The following is a 20086-nucleotide window of genomic DNA, read 5'->3' as shown; positions in this document are numbered from 1 at the left end:
GCCCCTGGCGGGAACGAGAGACGATTTACCGTGAAGTTGTTATCCTTGCTGGCAGGAGATCCTTTCAGTGGGCACTCGGCTGGGCGCGAAGTTTGCAGGTTTTGTGCTGGCCGTTGTTTTGGGCTTTGCCGCGACCGCCCATGGCGCGTGCACCGGCCCCGCCGACCTGCTGGCCAAGCTCAAGGCTCATCCCACGACCGACAATGCGGTTTTGCTGGGGAGCTACTATGCCAGCCACAAGCAATTCGATTGTGCCGTTGCAACGTTTCGGGCTGCGCTGAACGGTGATCCGAAGTCGGCGCAACTCCACTATCTCGCCGGCCTCGCATTCTTCGACAGCAATCGGAACGCCGAGGCGCTTCCGGAGTTGCAAAAGGCCATCGCACTCGATCCGGAGGTCATCAAGCCACACGAGGTGCTGGCATTCGTTCTCGATCAGACGGGCAGGCGGCAGGAAGCCGAGCAACAATGGCACCAGGCTCTTGCGATCGATCCAAAATCTACCATCGCTCTTGAGGGCCTCAGCCAGGAGCTGCTCGATCGCAACGCGTACATCGACGTCGTGGTGCTGCTGCGTTCCGCCCCTCACACTGAAAAGCTCACCATCAACCTGGCGCGCGCGCTAGGCAATATGAATATGCTGGACGAGGCCCGCGATACGCTGACGGAGGCTCTGAGCGCCCATCCTAATTCCCTCCCGCTTTCGAGCGCTTTGATTGTCGTGCTGGTGAAGCAGGTTCGCTTTCAGGACGCAATCAACCTGGCGCAGCACATCGCCGATGCCAATCCCACCAATCAGGATGCGGTGGTGCAGCTCTTTCGCATTCTGGTTCTCACCAACCACATCAATGCTGCGCGGCCCATCGGACCGAAGTTGCTAGCTGCGCGGCCACACGATCCCGAGGTTCTTTACCTGAATGGAATCGTTTTGCGCTCAGTGGGAGACTATCCCGGCGCGAGAAAACTGCTTGAGCAATCAGTCGCCGCCGATCCGAATTCGCCCAACTCGCACTACGAACTGGGCATGGTGCTTGTCTTTCTGAAGGATTGGGCTCCGGCGCGACAGGAGTTGGAGAAAGCCTTCGCCATGGGCGCAAAGGAACCGCAGGCGCATTACCAGTTGGCGCTCGCATTGCGCGGGCTTGGCGAGGCTGACCTTGCGCGGAAGGAGCTTAGCGCCTACGAGCAACAGAAGGCGAGCGACGAGGCCAATCTTGAAGCTTCAATGAAAGCATCGCAGGGCGACGATGAACTAAAGAACGACAAGGTACAGGATGCCATCGGCCATTACAAGGAAGCTGTCGCTGCCAAACCTGACAACGCGAATTACAAATATAGGCTGGCTCTCGCACTCCATAAAACTGGCGATGCCGATGGGGAACGCGCTCAACTGGAGCAGGCCGTCCAGTTGGATCCCAGCCTGGCAGGCGCGCAGAACGAATTGGGCTACCTGCTTTCGCGCGGCGGAGACTCCACAGGCGCCATCGAACACTTTCGTCAGGCAGTCCATGCGGCGCCAGGGTATGTGGACGCCTGGATCAACCTCGCGGCGGAATTTGCCATGGCGGGACAGTTCCCGGAGGCTCGCGATGCGATCGCGATGGCGCTGCGCCTGGAGCCTGAGAATGACCGCGCGCAGAAGCTGAACGATCGCCTTTCTCACGATTCTGCAGCACAGCAAGCTCATCCGTGATCACGTCAAATCACAATCCGGGCCTGTTTGCCGCTTCCGGCGAAGCAGTGTCAAAATGAAGAAACTCAAAGGATGAAGTTCTTTCCCAATTCCGGCTGGAGCCGGCGAAAGCTGTTGCAGGCGGCTTCGGCGATGTGCGCTTCGGCGGTTCTCCCGCGTGGCCTGAGGGCTGCACAAGCCGACCATCATGCTGCCGCTGTGGCCAAGCCTTTTTCAACCTTTACCGACGTCGCCGCCAGCGCCGGCCTCACGGCCACGATGTATTACGGCGTTCCGGAAGCCGTGACCTACATCATCGAAGAGATGGGCGGAGGCTGCGCCTTCTTCGACTATGACAACGACGGCTGGATGGACATTTTCATCCTCGGCGGCCGGACGCTGGAGAACGTTCCGCCGGGAGCGTCCAATCGGCTCTACAAAAACAATCGCGACGGGACATTCAAGGACGTAACGAAAGAAGCGGGCCTGTGGGATGCCGGATGGGCTGTCGGGGTGTGCGTCGGCGACTACAACAACGACGGATTCGAAGACCTGTTTCTCACCTACTACGGGCAAAACAAGCTCTACCACAACAATGGAAACGGCACCTTTACCGATGTTACGGAGAAGGCGCACCTCACCCACAACGGCATTCGCTTCGGCGCGGGATGCACGTTTATCGATTACAACCGCGACGGATTGCTCGATTTGTTTGTATCCAACTATGTCGATATCGACATGGACCACGCGCTCAAGCCGTCGCTCAACATTCTTAATTGCAATTACGAGGGTGTGCCGGTTGCGTGCGGTCCGAAAGGCCTGAAGGCGCCGCAGCATTTCCTTTACAAGAACAACGGGGATGGCACTTTTACCGACGTCTCCAAGGAATCCGGGATTGCAGCGATCAAGAGTTCGTACGGACTCACCGCGGTCACCTTCGACGTCGACGAAGACGGCTGGCCTGATCTGTTTGTGGCATGCGACACCACGCAGAGCCTTCTGCTGCTGAATAACCACGATGGGACCTTTCGCGAAGAAGGACTGATGCGCGGAGTCGCCATCAGCCCTGACGGACAGGAAATGGCCGGCATGGGGATCGGTGTGGGCGATTTCGATCTCGACGGACACCTCGACGTCGTCAAGACCCACTTCCAGCTGCAGGCCACCGGGCTCTACAAGAACGATGGGAAAGGCAACTTCGACGACGTAGCGCATCAGGCGGGACTTGCCGGAGAACGGACCTATGTGAGCTGGGGGACGTGCCTCTTCGACCTGGATAACGACGGCTATCCAGACATCTTCTGGGTTACGGGAAACGTTTACGCAGAAGTGGAGAAGATCAACCCCAAATTCCCGTACAAAGGGCCTCGCGTGCTGTTCCGGAATCGGGGCAATGGCATTTTTGCCCGGATGGGCGATGAGGCGGGCCCGGCGATCGGCGCCCGCCATGTGAGCAGGGGTTGCGCTTTTGGCGATTTCGACAACGATGGCGACCTGGATATCGTGATCATGAACCAGCACGAACCCCCATCGCTGCTCCGCAACGACGCGCCCAAAGAGAACCATTGGATCAAGGTGCGGCTGGAGGGAACCAAGAGCAATCGCAGCGCGATTGGCGCACGCGTGCTTGTCCGATATGGGGGCAAAACGCAGGCACAGGCAGTCCTGAGCCAGGCGAGTTATATGTCTTCAAATGACCCACGCCTTCATTTTGGGCTGGGATCGGAGACGCATGTTGACCTCGAAGTAATCTGGCCTAGTGGAGCAATCGAGAAATACTCTGGACAATCTGCCAACCAGCTAGTTACTATCCTCGAGGGTCACGGGATTATTCCCGGCAGGCCGTTCCGGAAAGCGTGAAGCTAATCGTGATTCGGATCACATCCAAAAAGCGGTGCCAGCCGTACTGATTTTGGGGTATTTTCCTCCCTTCTGGGGTGGATTTCGAGCCGACAATTAATTGGTGACCTTTGGGGACTTTTCCTCCCTTCCTGGGGCGGATTTCGAGCCGACAACCGAAAAAGTCGAGTCCGGTGACAATTGAATGACAATTGGCCATGAGGCCTGCCCGGATAAATCTCGAGAAATCTGAGTGATATGGGAAACCGTTTTACTTGAGGGTTCCAGGCCCAAAAAGCGCTTGCCCATGGTGTATCGACTGTGTTATCGATACTCGATTCACTTAGATGGTTTTCTGGCAATGGCTAACTTCGGCGCGTCGAGGTCAGTTGTGTGCCAGATATTAAAAAACAAGAACAACAAACGCTTCAGGAGGCTTGGTAAATGTTTACAAACCAAACGAAGACATCGAGTGTTTCATCGATGTCGAAGTGGTTTAGGCGAGTGCCTTGGCTGGTTTTGCCAGTCATGGTGTTGGCCTTTTCCATCGCACACGCACAGCAACTGACCGCGACGTTGAGTGGCACTGTCACCGACCAAACGGACGCCCGCGTACCCGGGGCGAGAGTTGTTGTAAACAACGAGGCAACGGGCGACACTCGTGAAACCAAGGCCGATGCCCAGGGATTCTTTTCAGTCACAGCATTGATCCCTGGCACGTACAAGGTCACGATTTCCGGAAAAAGCTTCGCCACATGGGAAGAGAATGGCATCCTGCTCAACCAGGGTGACAGCAGAACTATCCCAAGCATTCACCTCAAAATCGGTTCCGAGGCAACGGCCGTCACGGTCATCTCCGGCGCCGACGCTGAAATTCCGGTAGACAGCGCGGAAGTCAGCGCCACCCTGAACAACGAACTGGTTGACTCCGCCACTCTGTCGGGTCGCAACGCATCCGAGTTGATCAAGATGATGCCTGGCGTCACCTTCAACAACTCCGGCGGCGCAGGCTCTGGCTTTAACGGCCAGGTAACCGGCACCAACAGCGGACCCGCGGGCAACTTCTCGGCCAACGGCACACAGCCCTACGGCTCAACGGTTGTCATTCTCGACGGCGCAAACCTGATCGATCCGGGCAACGCCGGAACGCAGGTTGCCAACATCAACCAGGACATGACGGACAGCGTCAAGTTCCTGTCGGCCTCCTACGGCGCTGAATATGCGAAGGGTCCGGCAGTTTTGCAGGCCTTTTCAAAGAGCGGCGGACAGAAGTTCCACGGCGAAGGTTACGTCTACGCCCGCAACTCGGCGATTGGTTTTGCGAATGACTGGTTCAACAATGCATCCGGCCATCCGCTACCCGCTCAGAACTATTACTACATGGGCGGAAACGTGGGCGGCCCGGTGTTCTTCCCGCACTTCAACCACAACCGCGACAAGCTGTTCTTCTGGGCTGGCTACGAGTACATGATCCAGCACCCGTATTGCAACAGCTGTTTCGGTAGCGCTCCGACCGAAATGAACGTTCCGACCCCGGCTCAGATGAGCGGCGACTTCAGCAACACTGGTGTTGATTCGCACGTCATTTCTGCCTGGCCAGGCGCGTATGCGCTTCCTTGCAACACAGATGACGGATGGCAGGGTTGCAGCACGACGACTTCACCTTGGGGTTCCTATGGAACAGGCGCAGTTCCCAACGTGAGCGCCTATTTCGATCCGCAAGGGTTGCTGTTGTCGAAATTCAACCCGGCTCCCAACCAGACGCCCAGCGCGATCAATGGCTGGAACAACTACGGCATCACGCCCAGCACACCGCAGAATCGCTGGGAAGTTACCGGCAAGGTCACCTACGCCTTTAACGACAACAACAAACTGTGGGGATCTTACGCATACCAGACGGAAACCGATCAGCATCCCCTTGAAGTCTGGTGGGCGCCGGAATGGACCATTCCTTATCCGTCCGAACCAGTCGCAAAGGAAACAGCTCACGTCTACCTGGCTAACTACACACACGTGTTCAGCGCCACGACGACCAACGAGTTTGTGTTTTCCTATGCGGAATTCGTCAATGACGTTGGGCTCACCAACCTGGCAGCATCGAGCCGCAAGGCAATCGGCTTCCCGGCTCAGAGTATTTTCGGAGCTTCGAAGACCGACCAGATTCCGAACTCGACGGGCGGCTGGAGTTCCGGCCTGACCGAAATCAATGAGTTTGATTTCAACAGCGGCATCTACGGTGCGGGCACCTTCGGCAAGACTTCGAAGGCACCTGCCATCAGCGATACCTTCACCAAGATCGTCAGCACACACTCGCTGAAGGCTGGCTTCTACTGGGATACGTTTGAGAACCTGCAGGCCAACGGCAGCGACATCAACGGCAACTACGACTTCGAAACGTGGGGTGCTTCATCGACCTACAACCTCACGCTCGACCGTTTGATGATGCGTCCGCAGAACTACGACCAGTTCAACTCGGACGTGGTTCCGGTTATCACTCAGCACGAGTGGTCGCTCTGGGCACAGGACTCGTGGAAGGCTACCCGCAAGCTTACCCTCAACTTCGGTCTCCGCTTTGATCACGAAGGCCAGTGGTACGACAAGATCGGTGGAACCCAGGTTTGGGATCCGGCAAGCTACGTCAACACGCCGAACCCGCCTGTCGATACCGGTTTGTTGTGGCACCAGATTGCTTCGAGGATTCCGAGCTCAGGCTGGGTGAGCCCGCTGTTCTTCTACAACCCACGCCTCGGCGCCGCGTTCGACGTATTCGGCACCGGCAGAACCGTGGTACGTGCCGGTTTTGGCACTTACCGCTACCAGGTATCGTCAAACGACGCCAGCAAGGCCATGAACGGCCCACTCGGATCGTTTGACTACAACACATCGGGAACCGGCGGCTTGAATGGTTTCTACGGAAACGCAATTCAAGGTGGCACCATGTGCACCGCTATCACCGGTGGTTTTAATGGAAATTGCACAGCCACCACAACGCTCACCATTCCGCAGGGCGTCAATCAGAACGGCACATCCGGCCTGATTGCCGACCAGGAAGGCGACAACAAGGTGCCTTATGCGAATACCTACAGCCTCGGCATTGCGCAGGCGTTGCCTGGCCATACCGTTGCTGAGTTTTCGTATGTAGGCAGCATGAGCCGCAACCAGCTCGAGAATGGGCAGAACGGCCACATCAACGATCTAAACCCGATTGCATTCGGAGCCGCCTTCACCGTGGATCCGAAGACGGGTACCTACGAAAACACAGCTCCAATCACCGGCACGGGCCCAAGCATCAACGATTGGCATAAGTTGATCAATTACGGGAGCATTTACCTCCAGTCGCATGGTGGTTATGCAAACTACAACTCCTTGCAGGTTTCGGCACAGAAGCAGTCCGGCAACCTGTACATGTTTACCAACTTCACGTTCGGCAAGGTCCTCGGAACGCGCGACGGATCGACCTCGAACGGAAACGGCAACGGTACGGCAGTCAATCCGTTCAGCCTGGGAGACAACTACGGTACGCTCGGCTACGACCATACCAAGACGTTCAACCTCTCATTCAGCTACAAGCTCCCCAAGCCTATCCACAACAACTGGGCATTGGGCGAGTTGATCAACGGGTGGCAGCTGTCTAACTACACCACGTATGAAGACGGATCGCCCTACCAGTCCAATTCAGCGAACATGAACATGAACTATCAACAGTTCCATGATGCATCCGGTGGAACTCACAACGTTGCTATCACGATGCCGATCCCGGCAACGGCGGTCGGTGGCAACCAGACGTACGCGATCAATTCAACTACCTGGTTGGGCACGAATCAGTACGAAACGCAACAGGCTCAGCCTCTGGTTGTTTGCGATCCTCGCAAAAACCTGTTGAAGGGTCAGTACTTCAACCCCAACTGCTTTGCAGCGCCTCTCCCGCCGACAGCAACGGCGTTCGGACAGAACGGTCAGACCATCTGGCCCTATATCCGCAATCCGCATTACTTCGGCAGCGATCTGGCAGTCTTCAAGGCATTCCGCGTTACCGATGCCCAGCGTGTCGAGGTTCGCATCTCGGCTACCAACTGGCTCAACCACCCGAATGCAGTCTTCGGATTGGCCGGTACCTCGGATAACCAGCTGCTGTTCAACGGGCTCAGCACTGCTTCGGCGCTGACCTACAACTCGAACTCGAGCACCTCCGGTATTCCGCAAAACAAGGTTGGATTCCGCTGGATGCAGTTCGCAGCCAAATACTACTTCTGATTCAGTTCAGAAGCAGACAAGCAGAGGGGGTGGCGCAATGCCACCCCCTCTCTTTTGTGCCGCGGAATTGGAATCCTTAATGTCTTAAGGGCGCCAGCTCGAATCGACTTTTGAGATGCCCTGTTCAGTCTTTTTTAGGCGTCGCAGCTTTTTGCTTTATTTCGATATCGTGTGCAAGGGCTCGTTCGTGCTTGCCATCTTCGGGGCGATTCAGTTCGGCATACACCGCCGCCAGCAGCCAGTGGGCGTCGAGCCAGTTCGGATCTGTCCTGGTGAGGGCCTCAAGTATCGCCGCAGCCTCAGCATACTTCCCTGTCTGTTCGTCGAGCTTTGCCATCTCCAGCCGGGTCAGCGGATCAGTTGGATGCAGCTGTAATGCAAGTTCCAGCAGCGGTTTTGCATTCGCCGTGTCGCCTTCCTTCAAGCGCATGGCCCCGAGATCGCGATTCGCGACAAAGTCCGTGGGATCGGCGCGCAGGGCCGCCTGAAACGCGCTGGTTGCTGCCGGCATGTCCTTCATGGCATATCGCGCCTGCCCGGCCATCGTGAAGAGACCCGGCAGCTTCGGATTCAACTCAACTGCCGCATCCAGGTCCGCGCGGGCGGTCTGCATCTCGCCGCGATAGAACCGTGCAGAACCAGCGAGCAGCCACGCCTCGGCGGAGTTCTTTGCCTTCGCCAGCTTCTCCATGCGCGGCAGCCCCGCATCCTGCTTCCCTGACCCGATCAACGCGTACGCATAGACATATTCAAAATCGAAATCATCTTCGCGCCCCGGCTCCAGTGGCGCCAGCAGCGCTGCCGCGTCGGCCTCGCGCCTAAGCTTGTTATAGGTGTAGCCAAGCAGAATCGCTGTGTTCAGATCGGCAGGATGCAGGGCGTGAAGCTTTTCGAATTCGAGTCGAGCCTGGTTGAGGTTACCCGTGCGGTAGTAGGCCATCGCCAAGTTCATCCGGACGGCCTCATTCTGCGGAGAAATCTCAAGCACGCGACCGTCTTCTTCAATTGCCGCATCCATCTGGCCGGCAGCCGCGAGCGCAGCACCCAGGTTCGCGCGGGCCTGCACCAGGTCAGGCTTGAGGGCGAGCGCTCTTCTGAAATCGGCAATTGCCGTCTTCAAGTCCCCGTGCTCCTGCGCAACCGTGCCATCCCGCAGGGATGCCTCAGCGTCCCCGGCGGCAGGTTGCTTCGCGGATTGGCCGGCCGCGGCTTGAGCCAGCAAACCAGCGCACACAATGGGCAAAACTCGCATCGCTTTCACAGGATAGAACATCCCCGATTGCCGCGCTCTGCCGACACTGCGCAGATAGTAGAATCCAAAAGTGGCTGCATTGCGGGTGCATTTTCGTAATTCATGCGCAGGTCTGCGTTCGTCCCCTTTCATCTCGTAGTGCTGGCGGTTGGGAGCTTGAGCATCAACCGGGCAGCGTTGTGCCAACAGGCAGCTGCATCCCAGCCGGCTGCTCCCATACGATTCGACCTCAAACAACTTCCCTTTCGACTCGACAGCAGTCAAAGTCCCGCCAAAAATGTGCCGGAAACCATGGCTGGCGGGGTCGCGGTCTTCGATTACAACGGCGACGGCCGGCCCGATATTTTCTTCACCAACGGCGCAGATATCGCCACGCTGCGGAAATCCTCGGCCAAGTATTCGAACCGCCTCTTTCGCAACAATGGGGACGGCACCTTCACCGATGTCACTGAGCAAGCGGGGCTCAAGGGTACAGGCTTCGATGTCGGTGTCGCCATCGGCGATTATGACAACGACGGTCACCCCGATATCTTCGTCGCCGGCGTTCACGGCAACACGCTCTATCACAACAAGGGCGACGGCACCTTCACGGATGTGACAAAGAAAGCTGGCCTGGACAAGTGGAACGATCCGGAATACGGCCCGCTGTGGGCGGTTGCTGCTGTATGGGTCGACGTGAATAACGACGGTCTGCTCGATCTGTTCGTCGTCAATTATCTGCAGTGGACGTATTCCAATATTCCCAAGTGCGTGATTGAAGGTGTGGCGGAGTACTGCCATCCGCGCTATTACAAGGGACTCCCCAATCAGCTTTTTCTGAACCAGGGCGATGGTACTTTTAAGGATGTTTCAAAGGAGTGGGGTATACGCGACCACGTCGGCAAGGGCATGGGCGTGGGGATGGCAGATTACGATCTCGACGGCAAGCTCGATCTGTTCGTGACCAATGACGCGGAATATGCTTTCCTCTTTCACAACCTCGGCAACAAGTTTGAAGAGGTCGCGTTCCAGGCCAACGTCGCATTGGCTGAAGATGCGGCATTCATCTCTGGCATGGGCAATGACTTTCGCGATGTCAACAATGACGGCTATCCCGATATCGTGTATGTGGCGCTCAAAGGCCAGACCTTTCCCATTTACCTGAATACGGGCAAAGGAGACTTTACCGAGGCGACCGCGCCGAGCGGCATGCGGAACCTCAGCATGGGCATGTCCGGCTTCGGGCCGGCCTTCTATGACTTCGACAACGATGGATGGAAGGACCTTTTCGTCACGCGCGGACAAGTCACTTCAGTCTGGCCGCCCGGATACAAATTTGCCGAGCCGAACGTGGTGTTTCGCAATCTGGGCGCAAGCGGAAAATGGCAGGCGCTCACCGGAGAAGCCGGGTTTACCGACGCTACCGCAGCACGTCATCGCGGCTGCGCCTTTGGAGACTTCGACGGTGACGGACGCATCGATATTGTCGCAACGAGCCTCGATCAGCCCGCTGAACTGTGGATGAACAGGAGCCCCGAAGCCAGCCACTGGCTCGATATTGCATTGCGCGGCGTTCAATCGAACCGCGATGGCATCGGCGCGCGCATTAAGGTCGTTACCAGCACCGGCACGCAGTACAACCACCAGACTTCAAGCGTCTGCTACGCCTCTTCGAGTCTCGGACCGGTGCACTTCGGGCTTGGCGCGGAGACAAAGGCAAACACGGTTGAGATCCACTGGCCGAGCGGCATCGTGCAGACGCTCGAGAATGTCGCAGCAGACCAGATTCTCAAGGTTACCGAACCCGCCGAGTCCACTTCACCGAAAAAATAGGAATCACTTTTTGGGCGGGCCGGCCGTCTGCTGCCTGGCCTCGATCTGCTGCACAATATCCCGTTCTCTTTGTCCGTCATCGGGACGATGCAGCTTGTAGTAAATCGGCGCGAGCTCAATGTGGGGATCGATCCAGTTCGGATCTGCCTTCTCCAACTCTTCCAGAGTCGCGGCGGCCTCGGCATATTTTCCGGTCATGCCATTCAGCTTCGCCATCTCAAGCCGCGCCATTGGCGACTTCGGTTGCAGTTGCAAGGCGAGATCGAGCATAGGCCGTGCGCTGTCGAGGTTACGCTGCTTCAGGCGCATGGTTCCAAGGTAAAGATTCGCGGTAAAGTCTTTTGGTTCTGCTTTGATCGCCACCTCAAATGCGGACTGAGCCGCATCCGTATCGCCCAGCGCATCCCGTGCCTGGCCCGCCATTGTGAAGAGGCCGGGAAAATCCCCATGCAGATCGATTGCTGCATCCAGATCAGCCCGTGCTTCGTGGAACTCTCTCCGCCGCAATCGCGCGGTCCCTGCGATGAAGTATGCATCCGCGGATTGCGTTGTTTTTGCGACTTTCTCCATGCGGGGCAGGCCGACCGTCTCTTCACCGGAGTCGATCAGCGAGTAGGCCAGGACATATTCCAGGTCCATATTGCTTTCGCGCCCCGTCTCGAGTGGCGTCAGCATCGCCGCAGCATCGCTCGATTTGCCGAGCTTGATGTCTGTGTATCCCAGCAGAACGGAGGCAGCCACATCCTGCGGTCGCGCGATGTGCACGGCCGAAAAAGCGGCATGAGCATTTTCCATGTCGCCTTTCTTGTAGTAGGCCAGGCCAAGATTCATCCGCACGGCGGTCTGCCCCGGTGCCGAAGCCAGGGCCTTTGTATCCTCGTCGATGGCAGCATCAAACTGGCCTGCCTCGGACAGCGCCGCTCCCAGGTTGGCGCGCGCTTCCGCCAGTTTCGGATCAATGGCGAGAGCCTTTCGATAGTCGTCGATGGCTGCGTTCAGATCCTTGCGCTGCTGGGCGGCAATGCCCTGGCGCAAATAGTCGTCCGCTTCATTCATGGGCGCCGGCTTGCTTGTCTGAGCCCAGGCCGCATGCAGGGTCAGCGCTAACAACACAATTGAAACTGATCGCATGAATACTAGGATAAAGCAACGTTGCCGTGCAATGTTGCGGCTATGAACGCTGTCGCGCTGGCTTCCCATCTTGCGCCGGCCAACTACTGCTTTTGATTCTCAACCGCCTTGTAGTCCACGATCTTCATCGCAGAACCAAACTTCTTGTAGTCCCGGAATTCGATGGTATTCAGTACCGCCTGACGATGGCTCTGCCTGACCCTCAACTCGGCGCTCACAGGCATCAGGAAATCCTGCCCGTTGATGGAGACATAGTCGTAATCCACGCCTATCACGGTAGCCTCGGTCGGAAAACCCTTGGGAATATCCTCCGCCTGCAGGCTGATCCGCCGGACGCTGTGGGTGGAGGTATCGACGAACACCTGTCCGCGGAATCCAACCATTATTTGCTGGTCATTCGATCCGACCACAGAGAACATCGAATTCTGCTTCGCTACCTCGTAGTCGAACACCTGGACGGTGCCGGAGCCCAAGGCATCCGTCTCCTTCCAGTGGAAATCGGCTTTTGCCGAAGGCGCGAATACAGCCTTCAACACTCCGCCGAGTTCGCCGCCGGAAAGAGTGCTGCCCTTCTGCTTCAGCAATGCGTCGCGATCGGCGGTGCTGGCCTGACCGTTAAGCTCGAGCATGGTATGCGTCTCGGCCTTGTCGTGATACCGCAGCAGTTCCGCGATCGTGTCGCGATGCTTCCAGTTTCCGGCGCCGCTTGTGTCGGTCGAGCGATTCGTGACCTCGATGCACATGAAGTTGGGCAGCGAATCCATGTAACCCACCGCCCGCGTACGCGCATCTTCGATCAGCTTCGCGATCTCTTCGGGTTCCGGTGGCGGCACAGGATTGGTCTCGGAAGTAATGGCGAGCGCGCCGCCACCGTACGCATCGCTCGATTCGCTGCTGACAGTCAAATCGCCGACAGCTCCGCCGCCATGCCCTTCCGCTCCGAGTGCAGATGCCGCGGCAACGCTTCCCGCCACATTGAACGAGACCTCCTGCACGGCGGTCTTTCCGCCCTGTGTCATGATTGCCTTCACGTCGTAGTCGCCAGGCGTCAGCGCCGCCCCTTTGAAGCTGGCCAGATACGGCACAGTTTGCGCGGATGGATCTAGTTTTAATTGCAGGGGCACCCTTCGCCCGGGATGGCCGTTATGGCTCGCCTCCATCTCCAGGGTGGTCGGCCCACTCAATTTGGGATCCGGATGCAGGATGAAGAACAGCGACACGTTTTTCGCGCCCGCGGGAACAACCCCCACCAAGTTCGGCGTGATCTTTCCCTTTTCGTACCGCATCGGTTCCAGCGGATCGTCATTGTCGTCGTTGATGTTGTCTACGCGCTTCACCAGCACAATGGGACTCAGCGACGGTGAGGGCTGCGACTGCGGAATTTCAAACACCGTGCGCTGCGCGCCAAACTTAAGGCCCTGCTCATCGTAAACAGCCGCGTCGAGCATGTATTGCCCCGGAATCGCAAGAAAATGCCGCTGCAGGATGATGCTCGCCGCAGGATCCGCCGTAAGCGATTCGACCGCACCGCGTTTGGCAATGTTCTCGCCAAAGTGCTCCACCACCGTGCCATCCTTGTCCTTGATCTCAGCCACAATCGAAACATGCGCCGTGAAGAGACTAGTGCGCGTGTCCTTGTTCACCCGTAGTGACGAGATCGGCACTTCAACGGCAACGGTGCTGGCATTGCCATCGGGCAGGTTGCCAAACTGGAGCACCTTCGCGTGGAACTTCACGTCCTGGGGCAGATTTGACTGGTTGAAAAGCTTCAGCAGCGATACTTCGAATGGCCGGATCCCCGCTTCCGCTCCCGGCGCCAACGCAAAATATCCGGTCTTCGTTTTAATGTCGAGCCGGGCATTGACGGGCTTCACCGCAATGGTCCGGAATGATCCGTCGTAATCCTGGATCGGCGGGATATACGAGGCCTGGTAGAACGTCGTCATATCCTGCAGCATCTGCTCCAGAGGTCTCTTCACATTGTCCTGCGCGTCGATGTAGAGGCCGCCTGTGCCTGTTGCCATGTCGGCCAGGGGATTCTTCGGCGCCGTCATTTCTTTGAAGTCGGGACCGTTTCTTTGAAAGTCCGTCATCTGCGCGATATCCTGCGCCGCGCCCCAAGTCGGCCCTGATGAACTGGGAATACCCTGAACGCCGGCCGGACCCTCTTGATGCACCGGTATTACCGACTCACTTCCTCCCGCACCCGCGCCAATCACGATCGGAGCTGGATTGTAGGGTTTCTGGCCATTCATGAGGGCGTTCACCATCTGGTATCGCCCCTGGCTGTTCATCGCGTCCAGATCCACGATGTAGATGCTCACGCCCGCCTGGCCCGCCGCGCCGGTAATGGTCTTGACCATCTCTTTGCCGGCAGAGTCCATCTGCATGTTTTGCGTGAAGTAGATGAGCGACTTTCTCTCTGAAATTTTTTGCTGCGATCGGATCACGGCCAAAAGCCCTGCCAGGTTCGGGAACGTGTGGTGATCCTGCATTTCTTTCTGCGAATCCTGCAGCGCACTCAGCAAAGTCTGATACTCGGCACGGGTCTTCAGGTCCACGTGCTTCCCTGACGGATCGGCGCCGGTTCGCGTCACGGCGATCACAAATTTTTCGGCCTCCGCAGCCGCATTGGTGACATCGGGATCTTCCTGATCGGCCCTATGTACAGATCCGCCGGTGTACGTCAGTTCGATTTTCTGGGTCCGATCCGCAGCAGCTTTTTCGGTGATGGTTCTTACTGCATCGGCAGCGGATTTGTTGTTGGTGAAGCCCCGAATCAGACGCAAGCGTCCAGGGATATCGAAAACCGAATAGGAATAGCCCTTTGAGGGAAGCGTTTTGAGAATCTTGAGCGCAATGACCTGAGCGATTTTTGCTGTCGGACCCGTGTAATGGTCGAATACCAGCGTTACCAGCTCGTCCGATTCGGCATTGCCTCTCACAAGATGAAACCCGGAAAGCTTAACCGGAACATCGTTGTCGGTGACCACGAAGTCTTCCGGTTTCAGGTCGAGAACGGGTTTGTGTTTCTTGTCTTTAACCACCAGATCGAGCGTGACCTCATTCGCGTTTGAACTGAGGGTCGGAATCTGGCTATCCTGCGAGGACTCAGACGCCAGTGGCGTCGTGGCCGGGGCCGGTTGCGCCGGAGGCGTCTGTCCCTGCATTGTGCAGGCTCCAATCGCCAGCAAAGCAACAGCACACCACGCATGGTGCCGGCCGTTCATCCCTTTGGGATCCCTATCAAACCGCTGAGAATAGTCCATAAACGAATGCCCGATTTCTCCGCTTGCACCTGCGGCGATATGACTGCGGACGCCTTGAAAAACCCTTTTAGTTCGGTATTTCAGAGACGTGCAGATGCGGATTTTTGACTCGTGCAATTCTACTCGCGCGGAGGGAAGATGCGCAGCAACTGAGAAGACCCGATTTGCGCAGGTAACTGTGCAGTTGACGTCTCCAAAGACACCATCTCTCAAGGGATTTCGGAAGCAAGAAAACGCTGTTCGATCGCCAATTCGGGTAGTACAATCCCTTCAATTCTCAGCACGCCTCTTCTATGCGCAGTTTGCTCAATCCTTTAGCCCCCTCCTGCGCAATCTTTATTGGCGTTGTTATCCTTGCCGCTTCCCTCGCCAGCCAGCAGGCGCCCTCCTCGCCAATTTCGTTTGAGCTCAAGCGACTGCCATTTCGACTCAACAGCGACGAAAGTCCAGCGCGTAACGCTCCGGAAACGATGGCCGGCGGAGTCGCTGTTTTCGACTACAACGGGGATGGGCGGCCCGACATCTTCTTCGCCAACGGCGCGCCCCTGGCAACCGGGAAAAAGAACGACCCCAGATACTGGGATCGCCTCTACCGCAACGACGGCAACGGCGTCTTTACCGACGTCACGGAACAAGCTGGTGTGAAGGGCACAGGATTTGACGTCGGAGTGGCGATCGGAGATTACGACAACGACGGCCGTCCCGATATTTTTATTGCAGGCGTTCACGGCAATACCCTCTACCGCAACAACGGGAATGGTACGTTCACCGATGTCACGAAAAAGGCAGGCCTCGACAACTGGCATGACCCTCAATATGGACCGCTCTGGTCCGTTGCGGCGGCCTGGGTCGACGTGAACAACGACGGTCTGCTTGATCTGTTTGTTGTCAATTACATGCAGTGGGAGTACTCCGACAAGCCGCTCTGCGTCATCGAGAGTATTCCGGAATACTGCCACCCGCGCTACTACAAGGGAACGCCCAACCAGCTCTTCCTCAACCAGGGTGATGGCACGTTTAAGGATATTTCAAAGGAATGGGGCATCCGCGATCATATTGGAAAAGGCATGGGCGTTGGCGTCGCCGACTACGATCTTGACGGGAAGCCGGACCTCTTCGTCACCAACGACTCCGAATACAATTTTCTGTTCCACAACCTCGGCAACAAGTTTGAAGAGGTTGCCTTTCAGGCGAATGCTGCGCTGCCTGAAGAGGGAGCATTTATCTCCGGCATGGGCCTTGATTTCCGAGACTTCGACAATAGCGGCTATCCCGGCATCGCATACGTCGCGCTCAATAAGCAGACGTTTCCCCTCCTCCGAAACACCGGGAAAGGAGACTTCGTCGAAGTCACCGACAGCAGCGGTCTGGGTGCGGAGAGCCTGGGCATGGCAGGCTTCGGCCCGGCACTCTACGACTTTGACAACGATGGCTGGAAAGACCTCTTTGTCTCGCGCGGACATGTTTCCGCAACGCATCCTCCCGGCGCCAAGCCCAAGCAGCCCAACACGGTTTTTCGGAACCTCGGCGCAAGCGGAAAATGGCAGGCGCTGACGGAGGCGGCTGGATTCGTCGACGCCACTGCAGCACGGCACCGTGGCTGTGCTTTTGGTGACTTTGACGGCAACGGCCGGATCGATGCCGTCGTCACCTCGATGGACGACAACGCCGAACTCTGGATGAATCGCAGCCCCGGACAGAACCACTGGCTCGACGTCGCGCTCCAGGGCGTCAAGAGCAACCGGGACGGCATCGGAGCCCGTATCAAGGTTGTTGCCAAAGGCGGAACGCAATACAACCACCAGACTTCCAGCGTTTGCTATGCCTCGTCGAGCCTCGGTCCGGTCCACTTCGGTCTGGGCGCCGACTCCGTGGCCCAGAGCGTCGAAATCATCTGGCCGAGCGGCATTGTGCAAACACTCGTGAATGTTCCCGCCGACCAGACCCTCAAAGTTGTTGAGAGCCCTCAAGTCGTTGAAAGCGCTCCGGGCCCTCCGCCCTCCAAATAACACCCGACCCGAGAGATTCCAAGTCTTCGGCACAGATGTGAGCTACCTCACAGCTAGCCGGTGCTTGTGTCCTCAAGAATCGACTGGGAGACAACATGCATCGGGTGTCAATCGGGACCGCCGTAATCCTGCTGGCTGTTTTTTCGAGCGTTGGAGCCAAAGTTGCAGCCAAAAGCGCCGAAAAAGCCAACTCGCCCGCGGCCAGCCTGGTCCCGGCGTACCTCAGACCTGTTCCCATGGAGGAGCCTAACGCTACGGGATCGCCGGAGATCACGATCGATATTCCGGTTAACAGCACCATCTACCCGCCGGATCTTATCCCTCCCCAATTCGCATGGCGCGACGGCAACCCCGCCGCTACGGTCTGGCGGATCGAGATCCTGTTCGGCGAAAAGGCCCGGCCGATTCAGATATGGACGACCGGCGAAAAGATGCAAGTTGGTCCTGTGGACGAAACTCTTGTCGGCTACGTTCCGCCCACGCTCACGCAGGAACAAGCTGACGACCATACCTGGCGGCCTGACCCCAAAACCTGGGAGGCGATCAAGAAGCGCTCCGTCACGCAACCGGCAACGGTGGTCATCACCGCATACGCGAGCCAGAATTCCGGCAAGCCGCTCGCGCGCGCTGAAGCCATCATTTCGACCGCGAAGGAACCTGTCGGCGCGCCCATCTTCTATCGCGATGTGCCGTTGATTCCACCGAGTCGCGAAACCGAGCAGCGCGGGGTCATCAAACCCCTTCCCGATGCAGCCCTGCCCAAAATCAAGTGGCAACTGCGCTACGTCAATCAGACCGGGAGCAAGGTGATCATGACCAACCTGCCCACCTGCGGGAACTGCCACTCCTTTTCGCGTGACGGCAAAACCATGGGCCTTGACGTCGATGGACCCGCCAACGACAAAGGCCTTTACGCGCTCGTCCCTCTCAGGAAAAACAGCATGATTTCCAACGACTACCTTATCCACTGGAGTTCCTTCTCTGAAGAGCATTCGCAAAAGCGCTTCGGGTTTATGAGCCAGGTCTCGCCTGACGGTAAGTACGTTGTGAACTCCATCGACGTACCGCATGCCCACGGCACCCGCGTGCTCGACCGTCTCTACAACGGCTTTTACGAGAGCTATGGATTTGGCCAGGTTTTCTATCCAACGCGCGGTGTTCTCGCCTGGTACAGCAAAGAGACAGGCAAGCTGCTGCCTTTGCCGGGCGCCGACAATCCCGACTTCGTCCAAACTTCGGCGTTCTGGAGTCCCGATGGAAAGTATCTGGTTTATTCGCGTGCCGCTGCCCGCGATCCCTATCCGCCGGGCTACAAGCGCTCAAACTACGCCAACGATCCCAACGAAACGCAAATTCAATACGACCTCTACAGGATCCCGTTCAATAACGGCAAGGGTGGAGCTCCCGAGCGCATCGTGGGGGCCTCGGAGAACGGGATGAGCAACAACTTCCCCAAGGTGTCGCCCGACGGCAAGTGGATTGTCTTCGTCGAGTGCAAGAATGGCCTGCTGATGCGTCCCGACAGCAAGCTCTATATCGTGCCTTTTGAAGGCGGAGAGGCGCGCCCGCTCGAGTCGAACCTGGCGCGGATGAACTCGTGGCATACCTTCAATCCCAATGGCCACTGGCTCGCATTCTCATCGAAGAGCCCTTCGCTTTATACGCATCTCTATCTCACACACATCGCCGATCGGGGTCATGCCAGCCCGGCCGTCGTCGTTGAAAACGCCACCGCGTCGAACCGTGCAGTAAATATTCCGGAGTTCCTGAATATCGGTCCGGACGATCTCGATCATATTGAGACGCCGGCAATCGACTTCTATCGCGAATTCGATCTTGCTCAGCAGTTGCAGGACGAACGCAAATACGCGCAGGCACTGCCCGCCTGGAAGGTAGCCGCGGACAAGGACCCCACGGACGCGCGCCCATGGAACAACATTGGCGTGGCGCTTGCCGCTACCGGCAAAACCAGCGACGCGATCGACGCCTACGCCAAATCGCTCGTGATGAACAACGACAGCTCGCAGACTCACAACAATCTCGGCAGCGCATTGGCTGAAGGTGGACGCTTCGAGGACGCCATCATTCATATCCGAAAGGCCATCGAACTTGACCCCGACAACGGCACCGCGCACATCAACCTCGGACACCTGTTGGAAGTGACGGGACATCGATCTGAGGCTATCGAGCAACTCGCCCTTGGCATTCAAGCCGCACCAAAAAATGCCGATGGCCACAATATCTACGGAGTCATCCTGGCGCGCGAAGGCAAGCTCGACGAAGCCATCCCCGAACTGCGGCAGGCGGTCGCGCTCGCACCGGGCTCGGCCGAGTGCCGATTCAATCTCGGCCGTGCCTTCGCCGCTTCGAACCGATTCAGCGATGCCCTGCCCCAGTTCGAGGCCGCCGCGAAGATCACTGCGAACGGCGAGCCCGCGATCCTGCAGATGCTCGCTGCCATGTATTCCGAAACCGGCAACTATGCACAGGCCATAGGCACCGCCCAGCTGGCGCTTGACCTGGCCGAAAAGCAACAGAATGCCGGACTCGCTGCCAGTCTCCGGGCCAATCTCGGGCGGTATCAGCACCAGGCAGGCGCAAGTTCGGCCCTCCCGGACTCCCAAGGCCCGCCCAGGCCCTAAGGCGAGTCCCAGGTAGGCGTCTCAGGCCAGGTCGCCGACTCCCCCTGAGGTACGTGTCGCCTCAAGCCCTGCCATGACGAACGTACCCAAGCTCCGCTTCGTGACTGCTGAAAAACATGGTTTTACGGGTTAACATGCTCGATTAGAACCCACATATGCGTGACGCGCAGAGTGAAGTGGATCGGAGCGGTCCGCCAAGGAAAGCG

9 protein-coding genes are annotated in these 20086 nt (G+C 57.6%); 6 read left to right on the top strand and 3 right to left on the bottom strand.

The annotated features are described in order from the left end of the window. The first annotated feature begins 67 nt into the window (after nt 1-67). The 3 genes from VK574_RS10730 to VK574_RS10720 all read left to right on the top strand — a co-directional run bounded on the left by VK574_RS10730 (nt 68) and on the right by VK574_RS10720 (nt 7765). Entirely contained in the window at nt 68-1693 is a 1626-nt protein-coding gene (locus VK574_RS10730; protein ID WP_472799841.1) for a tetratricopeptide repeat protein, read from the top strand. A gap of 72 nt (nt 1694-1765) precedes the next feature. Then, entirely contained in the window at nt 1766-3532 is a 1767-nt protein-coding gene (locus tag VK574_RS10725; RefSeq protein ID WP_472799840.1) for a CRTAC1 family protein, read from the top strand. 423 nt (nt 3533-3955) lie between these two features. Next, nucleotides 3956-7765 (top strand): outer membrane beta-barrel protein, encoded by a 3810-nt coding sequence (locus tag VK574_RS10720; protein ID WP_472799839.1) that lies wholly within the window; start codon nt 3956-3958, stop codon nt 7763-7765. A gap of 124 nt (nt 7766-7889) precedes the next feature. Here the strand turns inward: VK574_RS10720 and VK574_RS10715 are convergent, their stop codons facing one another. After that, on the bottom strand, nt 7890-9017 hold the full coding sequence (locus tag VK574_RS10715) for a tetratricopeptide repeat protein (RefSeq protein ID WP_472799890.1): 1128 nt from the start codon (nt 9015-9017) through the stop codon (nt 7890-7892). A 102-nt stretch (nt 9018-9119) separates the two neighbouring features. Between VK574_RS10715 and VK574_RS10710 the strand changes: the two genes are divergently transcribed. Continuing rightward, entirely contained in the window at nt 9120-10829 is a 1710-nt protein-coding gene (locus VK574_RS10710) for a CRTAC1 family protein (protein WP_472799838.1), read from the top strand. Nucleotides 10830-10832: 3 nt separating this feature from the next. Here the strand turns inward: VK574_RS10710 and VK574_RS10705 are convergent, their stop codons facing one another. Both VK574_RS10705 and VK574_RS10700 read right to left on the bottom strand, forming a co-directional pair. Next, nucleotides 10833-11960, bottom strand: coding sequence for a tetratricopeptide repeat protein (locus VK574_RS10705; RefSeq protein WP_472799837.1), 1128 nt, complete (start codon nt 11958-11960; stop codon nt 10833-10835). Nucleotides 11961-12043: 83 nt separating this feature from the next. After that, on the bottom strand, nt 12044-15130 hold the full coding sequence (locus VK574_RS10700; protein WP_472799836.1) for a VWA domain-containing protein: 3087 nt from the start codon (nt 15128-15130) through the stop codon (nt 12044-12046). A gap of 392 nt (nt 15131-15522) precedes the next feature. On the opposite strand from VK574_RS10700, the gene VK574_RS10695 reads away from it, so the two are divergent. Both VK574_RS10695 and VK574_RS10690 read left to right on the top strand, forming a co-directional pair. Then, on the top strand, nt 15523-17238 hold the full coding sequence (locus tag VK574_RS10695; RefSeq protein ID WP_472799835.1) for a CRTAC1 family protein: 1716 nt from the start codon (nt 15523-15525) through the stop codon (nt 17236-17238). A gap of 95 nt (nt 17239-17333) precedes the next feature. Next, nucleotides 17334-19880 carry a tetratricopeptide repeat protein gene (locus VK574_RS10690; RefSeq protein ID WP_472799834.1) on the top strand — a complete coding sequence of 849 codons (2547 nt, stop codon included), beginning with the start codon at nt 17334-17336 and terminating at the stop codon, nt 19878-19880. Nucleotides 19881-20086 lie beyond the last annotated feature (206 nt).

The sequence above is a fragment of the Occallatibacter sp. genome (genome assembly GCF_035317045.1).
Taxonomy (GTDB): domain Bacteria; phylum Acidobacteriota; class Terriglobia; order Terriglobales; family Acidobacteriaceae; genus Telmatobacter.
Note: the sequence above shows the minus strand (reverse complement) of the source record. Positions and strands in the feature narration are given on the sequence as shown.

Bases quoted from the DNA above. Each gene is read 5' to 3' on its own strand.
- VK574_RS10690 (WP_472799834.1), top strand. From the start codon at position 17,334: ATGCATCGGGTGTCAATCGGGACCGCCGTAATCCTGCTGGCTGTTTTT.
- VK574_RS10725 (WP_472799840.1), top strand. From the start codon at position 1,766: ATGAAGTTCTTTCCCAATTCCGGCTGGAGCCGGCGAAAGCTGTTGCAG.
- VK574_RS10710 (WP_472799838.1), top strand. From the start codon at position 9,120: ATGCGCAGGTCTGCGTTCGTCCCCTTTCATCTCGTAGTGCTGGCGGTT.
- VK574_RS10720 (WP_472799839.1), top strand. From the start codon at position 3,956: ATGTTTACAAACCAAACGAAGACATCGAGTGTTTCATCGATGTCGAAG.
- VK574_RS10700 (WP_472799836.1), bottom strand. From the start codon at position 15,130: ATGCAGGGACAGACGCCTCCGGCGCAACCGGCCCCGGCCACGACGCCA.
- VK574_RS10705 (WP_472799837.1), bottom strand. From the start codon at position 11,960: ATGCGATCAGTTTCAATTGTGTTGTTAGCGCTGACCCTGCATGCGGCC.
- VK574_RS10695 (WP_472799835.1), top strand. From the start codon at position 15,523: ATGCGCAGTTTGCTCAATCCTTTAGCCCCCTCCTGCGCAATCTTTATT.
- VK574_RS10715 (WP_472799890.1), bottom strand. From the start codon at position 9,017: ATGCGAGTTTTGCCCATTGTGTGCGCTGGTTTGCTGGCTCAAGCCGCG.